We start from the raw sequence: 16194 nt of genomic DNA on the forward strand, positions 1-16194 counted from the left end.
TCATAAAAAAAGCCCGCCAATCGGCGGGCTTTTTGTTGGTTGCAAACCATCAGGCGTCGTCGGTGCCCAGCAGGTGGGGGGAGAGGCCGTGATGATGCACATCCCGTTGTGGGAAGGGGATGGTGATGTTGTTGTGGTCGAAGGCGATTTTCACCTTCTCCATCATGTCGAAATGCACCGGCCAGTAATCTTCCGACTTCACCCAGGGGCGGGCCAGCAGATTGATGGAGCTGTCCGCGTGGGCACCTACGTAGATCTCAGGGGCCGGATCCTTGAGGATGCGCGGATCCTCCGCCATCAGTTTGGCCAGCACCTCTTTGGCGATGCTGATGTCATCGTCATAGCTGATGCCAAAGGTCAGATCGATACGACGGGTCGGCTCGCTGAACAGGTTTTTGATGCAGCCGTTGGACAGCAGGGCGTTGGGGATCACCACCTTCTGATTGTCCATGGTCAGCAGGATGGTGTTGAAGATCTGGATCTCATGCACCCGGCCGAGGAAGCCCTGGGCTTCAATCACGTCGCCAAACTTAAACGGCTTGAACAGCAGGATCAGCACGCCACCGGCGAAGTTGGCAAGACTGCCCTGCAGCGCCAGACCAATGGCCAGACCGGCGGCACCCAGCATCGCCACCAGAGAGGCGGTCTCAACGCCGATCATGGAGGCGAAGATCACCAGCAGGATAAATTTCAGGCCGACGCTGATGATGCTCAGCAGGAAGCGCTGCAGGGTGATGTCCACCTTGGCGCGGTCCATCGATTTGTCGACAACCTTCACCAGGCCGCTGATAAACCACAGACCACCCAGCAGCACCACAATGGCCAGCAGCAGCTTGGGTCCGTAGGCGATGGCGAGATCCAGACCCTTCTCGGTCAGAGTACTCACCAGTTTCAAACTCTCTTGTACGTTCTGTTCCATCTCTTCCATGGAAACATCCTCAAAAAGCACCAAACCGGAAGTGGTTACAGTTCAGTCTGGTAAGAGACTGAAAGGCGGGCAAGTTTAAACCCGCCAGCGGTTGTGAACCGTGATCGGCATAGCGTTGAACAAGGAGAGTGTGAGGCTTAAAGCGGGGAGAGCCCCGCTTGAGGGTCAGGGCACCGCCAGTGAGGGATGCGAGGAGAGCTGATCCTCCATGGTGTGGTAATCGAGGAGGTCGATCTGCTCCTCAATGCGGCGGTTTTCCATATCCAGTTTCAGGGTGGTGACGCCCGGCAGACTGAAGGTCACGGATTCACCGGGGTAGCCAAACAGATCCCCCCGCGCCTTGTAGTAGTAGTTGCCGATCATCACCACGCGGGAGCCTTTATAGAACATATGGTCCGCGTTGAAGTAGTACTCCTGGGTATAGGTGTGGATGCGGCGCAGGAACGAGAGGATCTCCCGTCGTCCCGTCAGCGTTTTGCCCGCCATCTGGTCCGTCAGTACGGTTTCGCGGTCGTAAAACTGCGAGAGTCTGCTGTAGTTGCGGTTGGTCAACGCGGCCATGTACTCCTCGGCCAGTTGGATCGCCGCGGGCTTCTGGGGGCCGGTGTCCACCTCATCAGAGGCCAGGACAATCAGGGGCAGGCAGAGAGTCAGCAACAGCAGTACACGCACAGATTCAGCTCCTTGAGTCAGGGTGACTTGGGATTATCAAGGGCAAAGGCCGGCAGTGACAAGCCCAGAAAGATGCCCGCCATCCGAAGCAGCAGTGTACCCAGCATCGCCAGCGAGGCGGCGATCTCAGTGCCCAGTCCGAAATGCAGGCTCAGGGTATAGAGTACCCCGCCCACGATGCAGGCGGTGGCGTAGATCTCAGTACGCAGCACCAGGGGCACCTCACGGCACAGCACATCGCGGATCACCCCCCCGACCACGCCGGTCATGGTGCCCATCATCACGGCGATCATCGGCTCGGCACCCGCCACCAGCGCCTTTTGTGCGCCAATCACGGTAAACACCGCCAGTCCGATGGCATCCGCCACCTGAAACCAGCGGCCACTCAGACGGCGGGGACAGCGCACCAGCGCCATCATCAGGGCGGCGGTCAGCATCACCAGCCAGATGTAGTTGGTGTCGGTGATCCAGAACACCGGCGTGGTGCCGAGAATGGCATCGCGAACGGTGCCGCCACCCACTGCGGTCACCAGTGCCAGCACCAGAACGCCAAAGGGGTCCATCCGCAGGCGCCCTGCGGCGAGGGCGCCGGAGATGGCGAAAACGGCGGTGCCAAAGAGATCCATGGCGTAGATGAAGTCATTCATCGTTTCAGGCTATCCAAAAAAATGTCCAGGGCTTTCTGGGAGATGCGGATCTCAACCACAGAGAGCACCAATGAGTAGAGCAGCAGCGCCAGACTGGCGCCGAAGCTCCAGACCGCCAATCCCTCTTTATCCAGGTATATCAGCAACATGCTCAATACGCACAGGGTAAAGCTCAATACGCCCGCTTCCTGCATCCAGCGGATCAGGCGGATGCGGTGACGCAGATTGGCGATCTGGGCCTCAGCCACCCCGCAGTCCGCCGCCTGGTTTGCCAGGGAGCGGATCAGCGCCGCCAACGACAGGAATCGGTTGGTGTAAGCCAGCAGCAGCAGAGAGATGGCCGAGAACAGCAGGGCCGGTGTAGTCAGACTCAAAGGCATGGTGTTGTTCAGATCAGATGGTGCCAGACCAGGGCCAGCGTGGCGCCTACCAGGAACAGCAGGGCCAGCCACAGCCAGGTGGCGTAACTCAAGAGGCGCCGGGTGCGGAGCAGATCCTCAGGTTCCGGCGGAGTAGGGGGTCCCAGACGGGGACGAAGGTGACGCTGCCCCTGCAACTGCCAGGGGCCGCCCAACTGACGCTGCAGAGAGCAGGCCAGGCAAAGCTGAGGCCACTGCTGGCTGCGGCTGAACCAATCGCCGGTCAACTGATGACTGGCCCGCCAGGGCGCCATCGGATTGCCATACAGGGAGAGGGTCAGGCCCAACAGACCGTTGACCGGCATCATCAAGCCCTCGGACAGCCGACTCGGCCAATGGCCAAAACTGTGCATTTCGGGACGATCAGGATGCCAGAACCGCGCCAGCTCATTGGCCAGCCAGCTCAAAGAGGCAGCAAGCGGGCCGCCCAGGGCGTACCAGAACATCAGGGAGAAGCGTTGCATCCGTGCCTGATGCAACTGCACCTCAATGCCCGCTTTGACTAGGCCCAGCTCCGACAGGCTTTGCGTATCGCGGATGGTCCAGTGGACCAGAGCGCCGCGCGCCTGCGCCTTCTGGCCTGCAATCAGCCGGGAAAACAGGGTGTCGGTATCCCGCGCCAGGGCGGGACCGGGCATCAGCCAGGCCAGCAATGCCAGTTCAAAGGGCAGGGGGTAGGCTGTCAGTCCGGTCAGCAGGTAGGTCAGCAGCAGAGCAGGAAGCAGAAGCAGGCTCAGAGCCAGTCCCCCTGCCAGGCGGCGCTGCTCGGGCGCGCGTTGGGAACGGTTGGTTTTCTGAACCAGCGCCTCGGCAAGAGGCGCCAGCAGGTAACGGGGACGCCAGGACTCCGGGATCAGCATCGACAGTAGATACGCCAGCGCCAGCATAAAGGGTGGCGCCAACAGGCTGTGATAGGGGCCCAGTGTCTCCATTACGGGGTTCAGCTCACCTTGGGCAGCATCGCCATGACCACTTTGGCGGAGTGCTCACCGGCCTTGACGATAAAGCTGTCGAAATCCACTGCGCCGTCATCGTTGGCGTTGTCGGAGATGGCGCGGATCACCACAAACGGCTTACCAAACTGGTGGCAGGTCTGGGCGATGGCAGCGGCTTCCATCTCACACGCGGCCATAGCCGGGAAGTTGGCCAGCATGGTGGCGGTGCGCTGTGGATCAGCGATAAAGCTGTCGCCGGTGCAGATCAGGCCCTCGATCGCCTTCACTTCACCCACCTCGGCGATGGCAGCCTTGGCGGCAGCAACCAGCTTAGGCTCCGGGCGGAAAGCGGCGGGTTGACCCGGCAGTTGGCCAATCTCGTAACCAAAGGCGGTCACATCGGCATCGTGGTGGCGCACTTCGGAGGAGATCACCACATCACCAATGGCCAACTCCTGGGCAAACCCCCCTGCGGAACCGGTGTTGATAATGCAGTCGGGCTCGAAGCGCTCGATCAGCACGGCGGTGGCAACGGCGGCGGTGACTTTACCGATGCCGCTGCGGGTCAGTACCACTTCGGTACCGTTCAAACGGCCCTGGTAAAACTCGATGCCTGCGATGGTGTCGATGGTCAGATCATCGATGTGGCTGCGCAGCAGGGCAACTTCCTGCTCCATGGCGCCAATAATGCCAATTTTCATGACGATGGGTCCCGGTTGAATTGGATAAGAATTTGGCGGCAAGGATATCACCAAAGCTCGGGATCCGTCACCGCCTGCTAACGGGGTTTAGCGGCTGTAAACGCAGGAACAGACCGCCTGGCTGGGCTGAAAGCGAACCACCATGGATTGGCTGTCCGGGTCGTGCCGGAGCACTTCTATGCTGGTGTGGTGAACGCCGTCATTGGCGAGGTTGCGATCACTGAAATCCACCAACTGCTCAAAGTGCGCTGGCAGTGGCAGTCCGGGCGCGAGCACCTCGTGCTTAACCATGCTCATTGCCAGGGGAAAGCGGGAGTCATCCCGGCTCATTCGCTTACCCTGCATGATGATGTTGGCCACCGGTTTGCCGTCGGTGGTGAAGTAGCGGTAGTAGATGCGAGCGGCGGTTCCATACAGGACAAAATCCGCAATCATGTAGTGCTGCATGGCGTCGGACTGGTCGCTCTCGTACAGCTCGTTATGACAATTCAGCAGCCAGGTGTTGTCCCCACGGGGCCAGAAGTGCACCGCCAGTAGCGGGATAAGGGCCAGGGGGATGAGGGCCATCGGCCAGTAGGAGGAGAGGCGCTTAATCACAGAGATGCTCCTGGGCTTGCCAGCTCTGTGGCAGAAAATCGGGGTGGCTGCGCTGGTCGGTGATTTTCAGGTTGCGTAGCCGGGTGTGGTGGCTGTCCTCACCGTACAGGGTGAGATTGAGTACCCGCTGATCGCTGGAGAGCGATGCGTAAACCGTTTCCCACGGGGTGTTGTCGCAGGGGCGAAACAGTTCGGTCAGACGGTTGGCAAACTGACCCAGATCCACAACGTGGCTGCTGACGGGGCTAAGCCAATAGAGGGAGAGTGACTGGTCGTCCCCCAGAGAGAGTTCGATGGGCTCAGGCAGGTTGGGATTATCGAGAGGGCCGCTCCACTGTCGGAACGGGCCATGAATCACCAACAGCAGCAGTGCGATGGCGCCAATGCCCCAACTCACTTTCGACCAGCCCTTCCAGCGTTTGGCTGTTGCGGCGGCAGGCGGTGGGCTGGAGGGTGATATCTCACTGTCGGCCACTGCGGGGATCAGAGTGAGCCGGTAACCCACGCCCTTGATGGTCTGGATCAGGCAGTGGTCATCATCACCGAGAAAATGGCGCAACTGAAACACGGCACGGACAACCGCCGATTCACTGATCTGCGGGTCCGGATGAGAGCCACAACGCAGGGTGTGCTTGTCTACCGACTGTTCCTGGTGAGCCAACAGGGTGGACAGCACCATCTGTTCGGCGCGGGGCAGATCCCAGGTGTGCCCGCTGGCGTCGGTAAGACGGTGGTGCTCAGGCTGATAGCGGCAGGAGCCGATCTCGATCATTGCCAACTCGGTCATATTAGATACAAGTTTGCCTGAGTCTAACGGGCCGGGAAAGGCCTCGCCGTGATCTGGATCTACGCCCCAAGCCTCGAATTTTTATCGGAATTGGCGTCGAATAGGCGTGCAAGTGACGGCTTGTGATCCAGGCCCGCAAATTCACTGCCATGGGATTTGGCAAATTCACCACTAATTAACCCGCCCTTCCATTAGCTTCACATTTGACTCGATTATTACCGCGTCATGGGCGTTTTTGTGCGGAGCTTGTCAGCGTTTAAGGGGGCCGGAGAATAAAAATGTTCGCCGCAAAATGCCCGCCAACTTCGGTTTTTGACCTTCTAAATTAGTGTGATCCGCCACTCATCCGAGCGATCCCGTCACTGCCTAGACTGGCCTCAACCCGACAGACGCAAGTCGGGCTTAAGAACATTCCATTGCAGGGGATTATGAAGATGAGTTTGGACAGACGTCAGGCCATGGGCCGCATCATTGGCATTGCCGGAACCGTCGCAGGCACGGCCCTTATCGGACCGAAAGCGATGGCTGCCACCAGCTGTGGCGGTGATACTCAGATTGGCATCGGCAGCGGAGGCGGCGGTGACCTGGGTCAGAACTTGCTGACCTACGTACAGCTCGACCCGATGGCTGTCGCGAAGCGGGCCTATGCCGGGTATGGCCGTGGTGGCTGTATGTACGGCGTGTTTGATGCCATTGTGCAGGAGCTGGCGGTGCAGGGGCATGAGGACGCCTGCCAGTTCGCCGCCATTCCCACCAACTTCGCCGCTTACGGTGGTGGTGGCATTGCCGGGTGGGGCACCCTGTGTGGCTGTCTGAATGCCACGGCGATGGCGGTGAATGTGTTGGGTGGTGTGGATCGCCCCGCCGTCATTCGCTCGGTGTACCGCTACTACGAAAAAACCGCGATGCCCCGTGGCGATGCGCAGTTCCTGACTGCCATCGGTGCCCCGACCTATACCGACGATGCCGGTGAACTGCTGACGCCGGATAAGGTAGGCCAGTCTGTGGCCAACTCCATCTTATGCCACACCTCGGTGTCACTCTGGTCCAAGGCCAGCAAGTATGGCTCCAGCCATAACGCCAAGTTTGAGCGCTGCGCTCAGGTGACCGCCGAGATCGCCTACGTCACGGTGCAGTACCTGAACGAGTCTCTGGCCGGTACCCTGAGCGCTGAAACCCAGTCACCGGATAACGCCAGCTGTATGGGCTGCCACGCCAGCAGCAAGGCAGAGCCGGACGCCTACATCAGCACCGATGTGGCGAGCCAGATGGAGTGTAAGACCTGCCACAGCCCCCACGATGTGGAAGCGGGACTGACCGGCGTCCATGAAAACGCCACCTGCAATGATTGCCACTAGTCGATCCGGAGGGGATATGAAAGTACGCATACTCTCGGCCGCCGCCTTGGCACTGACACTGGCCGCCTGCGGCAGCGACGATGACAGCCCGGCACCGCCCACCAGCGTGCCCATCGACGAGGCTCAGGCATTGGTGCTGACCCTGCACAGCCTCGGTGATGACGCCACCGTGGTGTTCACTCTGGAGGATGGCGCCGGGCTGGCGGTGACCGGAGCAGAAGACTACGCCGTGACCTACCTGGGCTATCCCGGGACATACGACACCGCGTTTTCCATGCCCTGGCATACCGGCGAACGCTTTGGTTGCGGTCAGTTGGTGCCGGACTGTTTGGGTAAGCTGGTCGAGGATGAGCCAGGCCACTATAGCTTTACGCCAGACCGGGCTCCCGCTCTGGGGGATCGGAGCGAGACGGTGAAGTTGTTGATTCAGGTGTTTGGCGCGCAGGCCAGCACGCCTCCGGAAGTGTTGGATCCCCCAGCGCCGGAAGCGTAATCCCCTGAACCAAGCACCCCCGCCATTGCGGGGGTCTTTTTTTGACGTTTTTATGATCCTTAAAGGGAATTTGATCCTGGCCAATGTGGGCAGTAACAGGGATCGCATGATGGCGACAGGGACAACCGCAGGAGGCGTGAATGATGTTGCTGCAACTGCTGTGTGTCAGCCTTGGGCTGGTGATATTGATGCTGATAGGCGCTGTATTGATCCCGATGAGCCAAACCGGCCAGATGCTGCTGGCCAGGATCCGGCAAGGGCCCTAGCGGCATTGAAACCAAAAAAAATCCCGCCATGGGCGGGATTGGAAACGGAACGCGATACCGCTATTGCGTATCCAGGAAGTCGAGTATGCCCGCCGCGGCGCGCCGGCCCTCATCGATGGCGGTGACCACCAGGTCGGAACCGCGCACCATATCGCCACCGGCAAACACCTTAGGGTGACTGGTCTGGAAGGCGAAAGCGCCTCCCTGCGGTGCTCGAACCCGGCCCCACTCATCGGTAAGAATGCCGTGCTCACCAAGCCAGCCCGGAGGACTGGGTTGGAAACCGAAAGCGATCAGCACCGCGTCCGCCTTAAGCAGGACTTCAGAGTTCGGCACCGGCTCGGGGCGACGGCGGCCATTTTCGTCCGGTTCGCCCAGTTGGGTTTCACAGCAGCGTACCGCCACCACTTCGCCGTTGGCGTTGGTTTCGATACTCAGAGGCTGGCGGTTGAAGAGAAACTCCACCCCCTCCTCTTTGGCATTCTGCACCTCCCGGGCTGAGCCGGGCATATTGGCTTCGTCACGGCGGTAGGCACACTGAACGCTGGTGGCGCCCTGGCGGACCGCGCTGCGGACACAGTCCATGGCGGTGTCACCCCCACCCAGTACCACCACTCGCTTGCCGTTCAGGTCCACATACTGGTGTTCAGTCTGGTACCCCTCCAACTTGGCGGTGTTGGCGATCAGGAAGGGCAGGGCCTGGTGCACCCCTTTGGCGGATTCGCCGGGCAGGCCGCCCGCCATGGCGTTATAGGTCCCCATGCCCAGAAACACCGCGTCGTGGTCGCCCAGCAGGTCATCAAAGGTTTTGTCGGTGCCGATGTTAACGCCCAGCTCGAAGCGGATCCCCATCCCCTCCAGCAGTTCGCGCCGCTTACGCACCACCGATTTCTCCAGCTTGAAGCTGGGGATGCCGAAGGTGAGCAGGCCACCAATCTCGGGCATCCGATCGTAGACGGTTACCTGCGCGCCGTTGCGGCGGAGCACATCCGCGCAGGCCAGCCCGGCAGGACCGGCGCCGACGATGGCGATATGTTCAGGGCGGGGTTCCACCCCGGACAGGTCCGGGCGCCAGCCCATGGCGATGGCGGTGTCGGTGATGTATTTCTCCACCGAGCCGATGGTGACGGCACCAAAGTCGTCATTCAGGGTGCAGGCCCCTTCACAGAGACGATCCTGAGGGCAAACCCGGCCACACATCTCCGGCAGGGAGTTGGTCTGGTGGGAGAGTTCTGCCGCCTCAATGATGCGGCCCGCTTTGGCCAGCCTCAGCCAGTCCGGAATGAAGTTGTGCACCGGGCACTTCCACTCACAGTAGGGGTTGCCGCAATCCAGACAGCGATCCGCCTGCTGGCTGACATCCTCGTCGGTAAAGGGCTGGTAGATCTCGACAAAGTCGCTCTTTCGCTTGGTCAGGGCCTGTTTGGCCGGATCCTGGCGGTCGACATCGAGGAATTGAAAATCGTTGCTCACCGTATTGTCCTCCTTACCCGGCCTTCACTTTCAGTTCCTGGCTGTGTTGCAGCGCCAGCAGATCCGTCAGCGCGCTGGAGCGCGGTTTAACGATCTTGAAGCGGGGCAGCCAGTAGGTCAGATCCTGTAGCAGCTCTTCCGCCCGCTCTGAGCCGGTGGCCTCCAGATGCGCCTGAAGCAGTTGCTTGAGGTGATGTTGAATCATTGGTTCGGTAACCGGCAGGGCTTCCACCAGTTCCGGGTTCAGGCGTCGGTCCAGATCATCGTGCTGGTCGAACACGTAAGCGAAACCGCCGGTCATCCCGGCACCGAAGTTAACGCCGGTTTGGCCTAGAATCGCGACTACGCCGCCGGTCATGTATTCGCAGCCGTTGTCGCCACAGCCCTCGACCACCGCTAATGCACCGGAGTTACGGACCGCGAAGCGTTCGCCCGCCTTGCCGGAAGCAAACAATTTGCCGCCGGTGGCGCCGTAGAGGCAGGTATTACCGATGATCACCGACTCGGCGCTGTCGTAAGCAACGCCGCCCGGGGTACGGACAATCAACTCACCGCCGGTCATCCCTTTGCCCACGTAGTCGTTGGCGTCACCGGACAGCTCCAGGCGCACGCCGCCCACATTCCAGACCCCGAAGCTCTGTCCGGCGGTACCGCTGAAACGGAAGCTGAGGATCTGATCCGCCATGCCCTGGTTGCCCCACAGCTTGGCGATGTGACCGGACAGGGTGGCACCGACGGAGCGGTCCGTGTTTTGGATCGGCATACACCACTCGCCGCCCTGCTTGATGGCGACCGCGTTGCTGGCCAGTTGCAGCATCTGTTGATTGAGCTCGCCCTGGTCAAGAGGCGGGTTGAGTTCGGTGCTGTAGCAGGCGTTATCCGCATCAGGAATGGCACGCTCCAGCAGGTCGCTCAGGTCCAATTTGGCCTGACGGGTTGTTTGGCCCGGCAGTTGGGTCAGCCAGTCGCTGCGGCCAATCATCTGGTTAAACTCGGAGACCCCAAGTGCGGCCATATGGCGGCGAACGTCTTCCGCCACGAACTGGAAGAAGCGCATCACCTTCTCTGGCGTACCGTGGTAGTGCTTGTCCCGCAGGCGCTTGTCCTGGGTGGCCACGCCGGTAGCGCAGTTGTTGAGGTGGCAGATACGCAGGTATTTGCACCCCAGTGCCACCATCGGCGCGGTACCGAAACCAAAGCTCTCGGCGCCCAACAGGGCCGCTTTAACCACATCCAGACCACTCTTCAAACCGCCGTCCACCTGAAGACAGACTTTATGGCGCAGGCCGTTGGCCACCAGCGCCTGCTGCACTTCCGCCAGACCCAGCTCCCAGGGGCTGCCCGCATAGTGGATGGAGGTCAGCGGTGAGGCACCGGTGCCGCCGTCGTAGCCGGAAACGGTGATCATGTCGGCATTGGCTTTGGCCACACCGCAGGCGATGGTGCCGATGCCCGGCTCGGAGACCAGTTTGACCGACACCCGGGCCTTAGGGTTGATCTGCTTGAGATCGAAGATCAGCTGCGCCAGATCCTCGATGGAGTAGATGTCGTGGTGGGGCGGAGGTGAAATCAGCGTCACCCCGGGGCGGCTGAATCGCAAGGTGGCGATCTCCGCACTGACCTTATGGCCCGGCAGCTGGCCACCCTCGCCGGGTTTAGCACCCTGTGCCACCTTAATCTGGATAACGTCCGCGCTCATCAGGTAGGCGGCGGTGACGCCAAAGCGGCCGGAGGCCACCTGCTTGATGCGGGAGTTGCCCGGGCTGTTGAAGCGGCGGGGATCCTCGCCCCCCTCTCCGGAGTTGGAGTGGCCTCCAAGAGTGTTCATGGCCACTGCCAGGGCTTCGTGCGCTTCCGGCCCCAGGGCACCGATGCTCATGGCGGCGGTATCGAAGCGCCAGTAGAGCTGATCGGCTCCCTCCACCTTGTCAGGTGCAATGGCGTCCTGATCGGGCTTGAGCCCCAGCAGGTCCCGCAGTGTGGCGGTGGGACGCTGGTCTACCAGCGTGGCGTAGCGGTCATAGGCGGCTTGATCACCGCTGTTGACCGCTTGCTGAAGGGTCTGAACCACATCCGGGTTAAAGCAGTGGTACTCCCCGCCATGGACAAACTTCAGCAGGCCACCGTGGGCCAGGGGCTGATGGCGGCGGAATGCGGCTTTGTGGAGCAGAGCCTGATCCGCTTCGATGTCGGTGAAGTCCGCGCCCTCAATGCGGGCGGGCACCCCTTTAAAGCACAGCTCAATCACATCGCTGGCCAGACCCACCGCCTCAAACAGGTGAGAGCAGCGGTAGCTGGCGATGGTGCTGATCCCCATCTTGGAGAGGATCTTCAGCAGCCCCTTGTCGATGCCGCGACGGTACTGCAGCAGCAGGTCACGCACCCGTTCCGCTTCACCCCGATCCTTGGCCAACTCCGCAATGGATTCATAGGCCAGATAGGGGTAGATGGCGGTAGCACCGAAGCCCAGCAGAACCGCAAAGTGGTGGGGATCCCGGGCGGAACCGGTTTCCACCAGAATGTTGGTGTCGCAGCGCAGTTGCTGGACAACCAGGCGGCGCTGAACGGCACCAACGGCCATGACCGCCGGTACCGGCAGTTTGTCGGCAGCGATATCTCGGTCCGACAGTACTACCATAGTGGCGCCTTCCCGGGCGGCGTTCTCCGCCTCGTCGGCGATCCGCTCAATAGCGGCGGCCAGCCCCTCTTCCGGGGCGTAGTTCAGCTCAATCAGTTCAGAGCGGTAGTGGTCGTTGTCCAGAGCCCGCAGCTGAGCGAAGTCGCTGTACAGCAGTACCGGAGAATCGAAGATCACCCGGTTGGCGTGGCCGGTGGTTTCGTTAAAGGGGTTTTGCTCCTTACCGATGCAGGTGGCCAGGCTCATCACGTGTTTTTCACGAAGCGGGTCGATGGGCGGGTTGGTCACCTGGGCAAACTGCTGGCGGAAGTAGTCGTACAGCGAACGCACCTGGGTGGAGAGCACGGCCATCGGCGTGTCGTCGCCCATGGATCCAACCGCCTCAGCGGCCCCCTCTGCCAGAGGCCAGAGGATTTCGCGCAGCTCCTCCCGGGAGACATTAAACAGCTTCTGGTAACGCACCAGGGTGCCGTTATCCCATTGCGCCTGACCGGCCGCTTCCCGAGGCAGGTTGTCACCGGGTACCAGACGGCGTGAGTTGGTCTTCATCCACTCGGCATAGGGGTGGCGGCTCTTCAGATCTTCATCGATCTCGAAGGAGCGCAGCAGTTTGCCGGTAAAGGTATCCAGCACCAGCAGTTCACCGGGACCAACCCGGCCCTTCTCCACCACTTCGTCCGGCTGGTAGTCCCAGATCCCCACCTCGGAGGCCAGGGTCAGGATGCGATCCTTTGTGATGACGTAGCGGGAGGGACGCAGGCCGTTGCGGTCCACCGCGCAGGCGGCGTGGCGGCCGTTCGTCAGCACCACGCCTGCGGGGCCATCCCAGGGCTCCATATGCATGGAGTTGAAGTCGTAAAACGCCTTGAGGTCGGCGTCCATATCCGGATTGGATTGCCACGCCGGCGGGATAAGCAGACGCATCGCCCGCTTAATGTCCATGCCCCCTGCCAGCAGCATCTCCAGCATATTGTCCAGGCTGGAGGAGTCAGAACCGGACTGGTTCACAAAGGGGGCGGCGTCCTGAAGGTCAGGCAGCAGCGGCGAAGAAAACTTGTACTGGCGCGCCACCGCCCACTGGCGGTTGCCGTTGATGGTGTTGATTTCACCGTTGTGCGCCAGATAGCGGAACGGTTGAGCCAGCTGCCAGCGAGGCTGAGTGTTGGTGGAGAAGCGCTGGTGGAACAGACAGATGGCGCTCTGCATCCGCAGATCTGCCAGGTCCGGGTAGAAGGTGGGAAGGTCGCGGGGCAGCATCAGGCCTTTGTAGACGATCACCTGCCCGGACAGGCTGGAAACGTAAAAGTCAGGATCATCCGCCAACTGCTTCTCTGCCCGACGGCGTGCCATATAGAGGCGGCGCTCGAGATCGCGGCTGCGCCACCCCACTGGGGCGTTGATAAACACCTGGGCAAAGGCGGGCACTGAGCGCGCTGCAATGGGGCCGAGACTGTCCAGGTTGACCGGCACATCACGCCAGCCCAGAACGCTGAGGGTCTCCCGCTCCAGTTCCTGCTGCAGTATGGCTTTGGCGTGGTGCGCGCGAACTGGGTCCTGGCCCAGCATGATCATACCGACGGCGTATTTGTTGGACAGGCGCCAACCCTGCTCTGAGGCGATGTGCTGGAAGAAGCCATCCGGTTTTTTCAGCAGCAGGCCGCAGCCGTCTCCGGTCTTGCCATCAGCACCGATGGCCCCCCGATGCTGCAGACGGTCCAATGCACTGATGGCGGTGCGCACCACGCGGTGGCTGGCTTCGCCCTCCATATGGGCGATCAGGCCAAAACCACAGTTTTCCCGTTCGTACCCTGGTTGATACAGCGCCATTCCATTCCTCCAAGGTTGCCCTGCCGCATGCCCGACACGGGTGCAACCACATAATTATGCAATCGAACCAACTAAATTACTGCCGCGGCCAGAGGTTGGTCAATCCGGCATTGCCCCGAGATGACGCGATAACACCATGCCAAATTGGTATAAGGCCGCTTGACGAATGGAAATCAACAGGGCAGGGCGAGCGGCACAATATGCAGTTTGACCAGAAAATCCCCTCTGGGTTGCGCGTCATTGGGGCGATAGCCATGATTTGGGGCCCCAAGTCATGGCCCCAAAATGGAGCGCACTGATTTTATTGGGCGATAACCAACGATTATCGGCCTGTGATCGGGATCGGCGCGATCCTCATCACGGATTGCTATGATTGCGCGCTTTTTCATCAACCGCCGGAGCCGGAATTGGGACTCAACCGTTACGTCCACACCCTGGGTCACTATATGACGACCCGCTATGGCCAGAAGATCCACAAGCTGACCATTGATGCCGCTTTTACCTGTCCCAACCGGGATGGAAGTCTGGGCGTGGGGGGCTGCACCTTCTGTAATGTTTCCTCTTTCAGCGCTGAACACGGCACCCAGGCCAGTGTGGCGGAGCAGCTGGTGGAGGGGCGTGCCCGAAGGGAAGGCGGGAAGGTCCGGCCGGACAAGCGATACCTGGCGTATTTCCAGGCCTACACCTCCACCTACGATGAGTATGCGGTGCTTAAACGCAAGTATGAGGAGGCGTTGGCGGTTTCCGACATCGTTGGTATCTGCGTGGGCACCCGCCCTGACTGTGTACCGGAAGAGGTACTGGCGCTGCTGGCGGGTTACCAACAGCAAGGGATGGAGGTGTGGCTCGAATTGGGGTTGCAGAGTGCGCACGATGAGACGCTGAAGAAGATCAACCGGGGTCATGACTTTACCGCCTACGCGGACACCGTTGCCCGGGCGCGGCTATACGGCCTGAAGGTGTGTACCCATCTTATCCTGGGCCTGCCGGGGGAGATGCCGGAGCACGCTGAGCGCACCTTGCAGCGGGTACTCGAGGTGGGCACCGATGGGTTGAAGCTGCATCCGCTGCATGTGGTTGAGGGCAGCATTATGGCCAAGCAGTGGCGGGCCGGACGTCTTGAACTGTGGGACCAGGACACCTACATGGATTGCGCCGCCTCACTGATCCGCCAGACGCCGCCGGAGGTGGTGTATCACCGGGTCAGCGCTTACGCGCGTCCGCCAGAGCTGATTGCACCGGACTGGTGTGGCGATAAATGGCTGGTGATGAACGGACTGATTGAACGCCTCAAGCGGGATGGCGGCCAGGGCACTGCCCTCAACCGTGCTTTTCAGCCCCAGGTCTGATCGGCCGCCGGCTTCCCCAACAGAAAGACACAAAAAAAGCGCCGGTTAAGGCGCTTTTTTGTGTCTGGCGACTCGGGATCAGTAAGGCAGATAACCGCCCTCAACCCCTTTGGTGTCCACGGCCACGGCATCGTGAGCGTGGAGACTTTCCAGGTGATTCACCCGCAGCCAGAAGTCGGTATAGCCTTCGCCCTGGTTCAGAGCGTGCTTCAGACGACGAGCGGCGTCTTCTACAAACATCAGGTTCTGACCATTCAGACGGGCAAACTCCTGCTCGTCTTCACGCTTCACTGCGGCCTGCACCGGCGTCTTCAGCGCGTTCTCAACCGCTTCAACCAGCGCCAGGATCGGCAGCTCGTTGAGTGTGTCGGCCAGTTTGACCTTAACTTCGGCCACACTGCGTTGGCTGTGCGGAGTGGCGACGATACCGGCGGTGGTGCCCAGCCACTGGTGGACAGTGTCCATCTCCAGTTGCTCCTGACCGTGGAACTGGTGCTCAAAGGCTTCCTGGATCAGCTGACGCGCCAGGGCGGCAGAGCAGGGACAGGTGGAGGAGTAGGCCACATCCACCTTCAGCTCCAAGTCCAGCTGGCCCTGGTTCAGGCGACCAATCAGGACCACCGGATAGTTGCGCCAGCCGTGGTTGCCGGACAGCAGAGCGGGACGACGCAGGTGGTAATCGAAGGAAAAGGTTACCTGGGCACGATCCGACAGGGCTTCGTGGCTGGTGACAAAGTTGTCCAGCAGCCCCTTCAGGCTCTGCAGGGTCAGTTCCTGCTCCAGAGAGAGCTTGTCCAGCGCCAGATAGAGGCGGGACATGTGAATGCCCTTGGCCTGAGGCTCAGCCAGATTCACAAACGCTTCAACACGGGTGCTGATCTGCCGCACCTGGCCATCGTCGGCCTTGATGCTCATCGGCATTTCGATGTTGCTCATCCCGACCCAGTCCAGCGTGCCGGTGACTTGCGCTTTACTGCTGCTGGCCACGTCGGGCATCGTTGTCGGCATGTTGAGATTCTCCGTCATTGTTTCCACCCGGTACTGCATGAGGGCGGCGATTATAACACGCGCTCCAACAGGGACACATGTCTAAACCCTGCCAAA

15 protein-coding genes are annotated in these 16194 nt (G+C 60.8%); 4 read left to right on the top strand and 11 right to left on the bottom strand.

Annotated features, from left to right (window positions below; genetic code table 11):
- Nucleotides 1-49: 49 nt before the first annotated feature.
- The 8 genes from KUV52_RS17400 to KUV52_RS17435 all read right to left on the bottom strand — a co-directional run bounded on the left by KUV52_RS17400 (nucleotide 50) and on the right by KUV52_RS17435 (nucleotide 5671).
- Nucleotides 50-928, bottom strand: a complete 879-nt coding sequence (locus KUV52_RS17400; protein ID WP_222527209.1) for a mechanosensitive ion channel family protein — start codon at nucleotides 926-928, stop codon at nucleotides 50-52.
- A gap of 165 nt (nucleotides 929-1093) precedes the next feature.
- Nucleotides 1094-1600, bottom strand: a complete 507-nt coding sequence (locus KUV52_RS17405) for a nuclear transport factor 2 family protein (RefSeq protein ID WP_315900197.1) — start codon at nucleotides 1598-1600, stop codon at nucleotides 1094-1096.
- A 17-nt stretch (nucleotides 1601-1617) separates the two neighbouring features.
- On the bottom strand, nucleotides 1618-2247 hold the full coding sequence (locus tag KUV52_RS17410; protein WP_222527210.1) for a trimeric intracellular cation channel family protein: 630 nt from the start codon (nucleotides 2245-2247) through the stop codon (nucleotides 1618-1620).
- A complete protein-coding gene (locus KUV52_RS17415; RefSeq protein ID WP_222527211.1) occupies nucleotides 2244-2627 on the bottom strand; it encodes a DUF2721 domain-containing protein in 384 nt (127 codons plus the stop codon). The genes KUV52_RS17410 and KUV52_RS17415 overlap by 4 nt, the downstream gene beginning before the upstream one ends.
- Nucleotides 2628-2635: 8 nt before the next feature.
- Nucleotides 2636-3598 (bottom strand): cobalamin biosynthesis protein, encoded by a 963-nt coding sequence (locus tag KUV52_RS17420; RefSeq protein ID WP_222527212.1) that lies wholly within the window; start codon nucleotides 3596-3598, stop codon nucleotides 2636-2638.
- 8 nt (nucleotides 3599-3606) lie between these two features.
- A complete protein-coding gene (gene mtnN / locus KUV52_RS17425) occupies nucleotides 3607-4302 on the bottom strand; it encodes a 5'-methylthioadenosine/S-adenosylhomocysteine nucleosidase (RefSeq protein ID WP_222527213.1) in 696 nt (231 codons plus the stop codon).
- A gap of 87 nt (nucleotides 4303-4389) precedes the next feature.
- Complete coding sequence (locus tag KUV52_RS17430) at nucleotides 4390-4899, bottom strand: hypothetical protein (protein WP_222527214.1); 510 nt, start codon at nucleotides 4897-4899, stop codon at nucleotides 4390-4392.
- On the bottom strand, nucleotides 4892-5671 hold the full coding sequence (locus KUV52_RS17435) for a transcriptional regulator (protein ID WP_222527215.1): 780 nt from the start codon (nucleotides 5669-5671) through the stop codon (nucleotides 4892-4894). The genes KUV52_RS17430 and KUV52_RS17435 overlap by 8 nt, the downstream gene beginning before the upstream one ends.
- Before the next feature lie 449 nt (nucleotides 5672-6120).
- On the opposite strand from KUV52_RS17435, the gene KUV52_RS17440 reads away from it, so the two are divergent.
- From KUV52_RS17440 to KUV52_RS18945, 3 genes are all read left to right on the top strand, one after another.
- On the top strand, nucleotides 6121-7044 hold the full coding sequence (locus KUV52_RS17440) for a C-GCAxxG-C-C family (seleno)protein (protein WP_222527216.1): 924 nt from the start codon (nucleotides 6121-6123) through the stop codon (nucleotides 7042-7044).
- 16 nt (nucleotides 7045-7060) lie between these two features.
- Nucleotides 7061-7537, top strand: a complete 477-nt coding sequence (locus KUV52_RS17445; RefSeq protein WP_222527217.1) for a Spi family protease inhibitor — start codon at nucleotides 7061-7063, stop codon at nucleotides 7535-7537.
- 140 nt (nucleotides 7538-7677) lie between these two features.
- The gene (locus KUV52_RS18945; RefSeq protein WP_261390106.1) at nucleotides 7678-7803 is read left to right on the top strand and encodes a hypothetical protein; all 126 of its coding nucleotides are present in this window, start codon (nucleotides 7678-7680) and stop codon (nucleotides 7801-7803) included.
- Nucleotides 7804-7863: 60 nt separating this feature from the next.
- Here the strand turns inward: KUV52_RS18945 and KUV52_RS17450 are convergent, their stop codons facing one another.
- Nucleotides 7864-9276 (bottom strand): FAD-dependent oxidoreductase, encoded by a 1413-nt coding sequence (locus KUV52_RS17450; RefSeq protein WP_222527218.1) that lies wholly within the window; start codon nucleotides 9274-9276, stop codon nucleotides 7864-7866.
- 13 nt (nucleotides 9277-9289) lie between these two features.
- Nucleotides 9290-13741 carry a glutamate synthase large subunit gene (gene gltB / locus KUV52_RS17455; RefSeq protein WP_222527219.1) on the bottom strand — a complete coding sequence of 1484 codons (4452 nt, stop codon included), beginning with the start codon at nucleotides 13739-13741 and terminating at the stop codon, nucleotides 9290-9292.
- A gap of 407 nt (nucleotides 13742-14148) precedes the next feature.
- On the opposite strand from gltB, the gene KUV52_RS17460 reads away from it, so the two are divergent.
- Nucleotides 14149-15090, top strand: coding sequence for a TIGR01212 family radical SAM protein (locus tag KUV52_RS17460; RefSeq protein WP_222527220.1), 942 nt, complete (start codon nucleotides 14149-14151; stop codon nucleotides 15088-15090).
- A 78-nt stretch (nucleotides 15091-15168) separates the two neighbouring features.
- On the opposite strand, the gene folE2 is transcribed toward KUV52_RS17460, so the two are convergent.
- Nucleotides 15169-16098: a GTP cyclohydrolase FolE2 gene (folE2, locus tag KUV52_RS17465; RefSeq protein WP_222527221.1), complete on the bottom strand. Its 930-nt coding sequence runs from the start codon at nucleotides 16096-16098 to the stop codon at nucleotides 15169-15171.
- Between the last annotated feature and the right edge of the window lie 96 nt (nucleotides 16099-16194).

It is taken from the genome of Ferrimonas balearica, assembly GCF_019802055.1.
Taxonomy (GTDB): domain Bacteria; phylum Pseudomonadota; class Gammaproteobacteria; order Enterobacterales; family Shewanellaceae; genus Ferrimonas; species Ferrimonas balearica_A.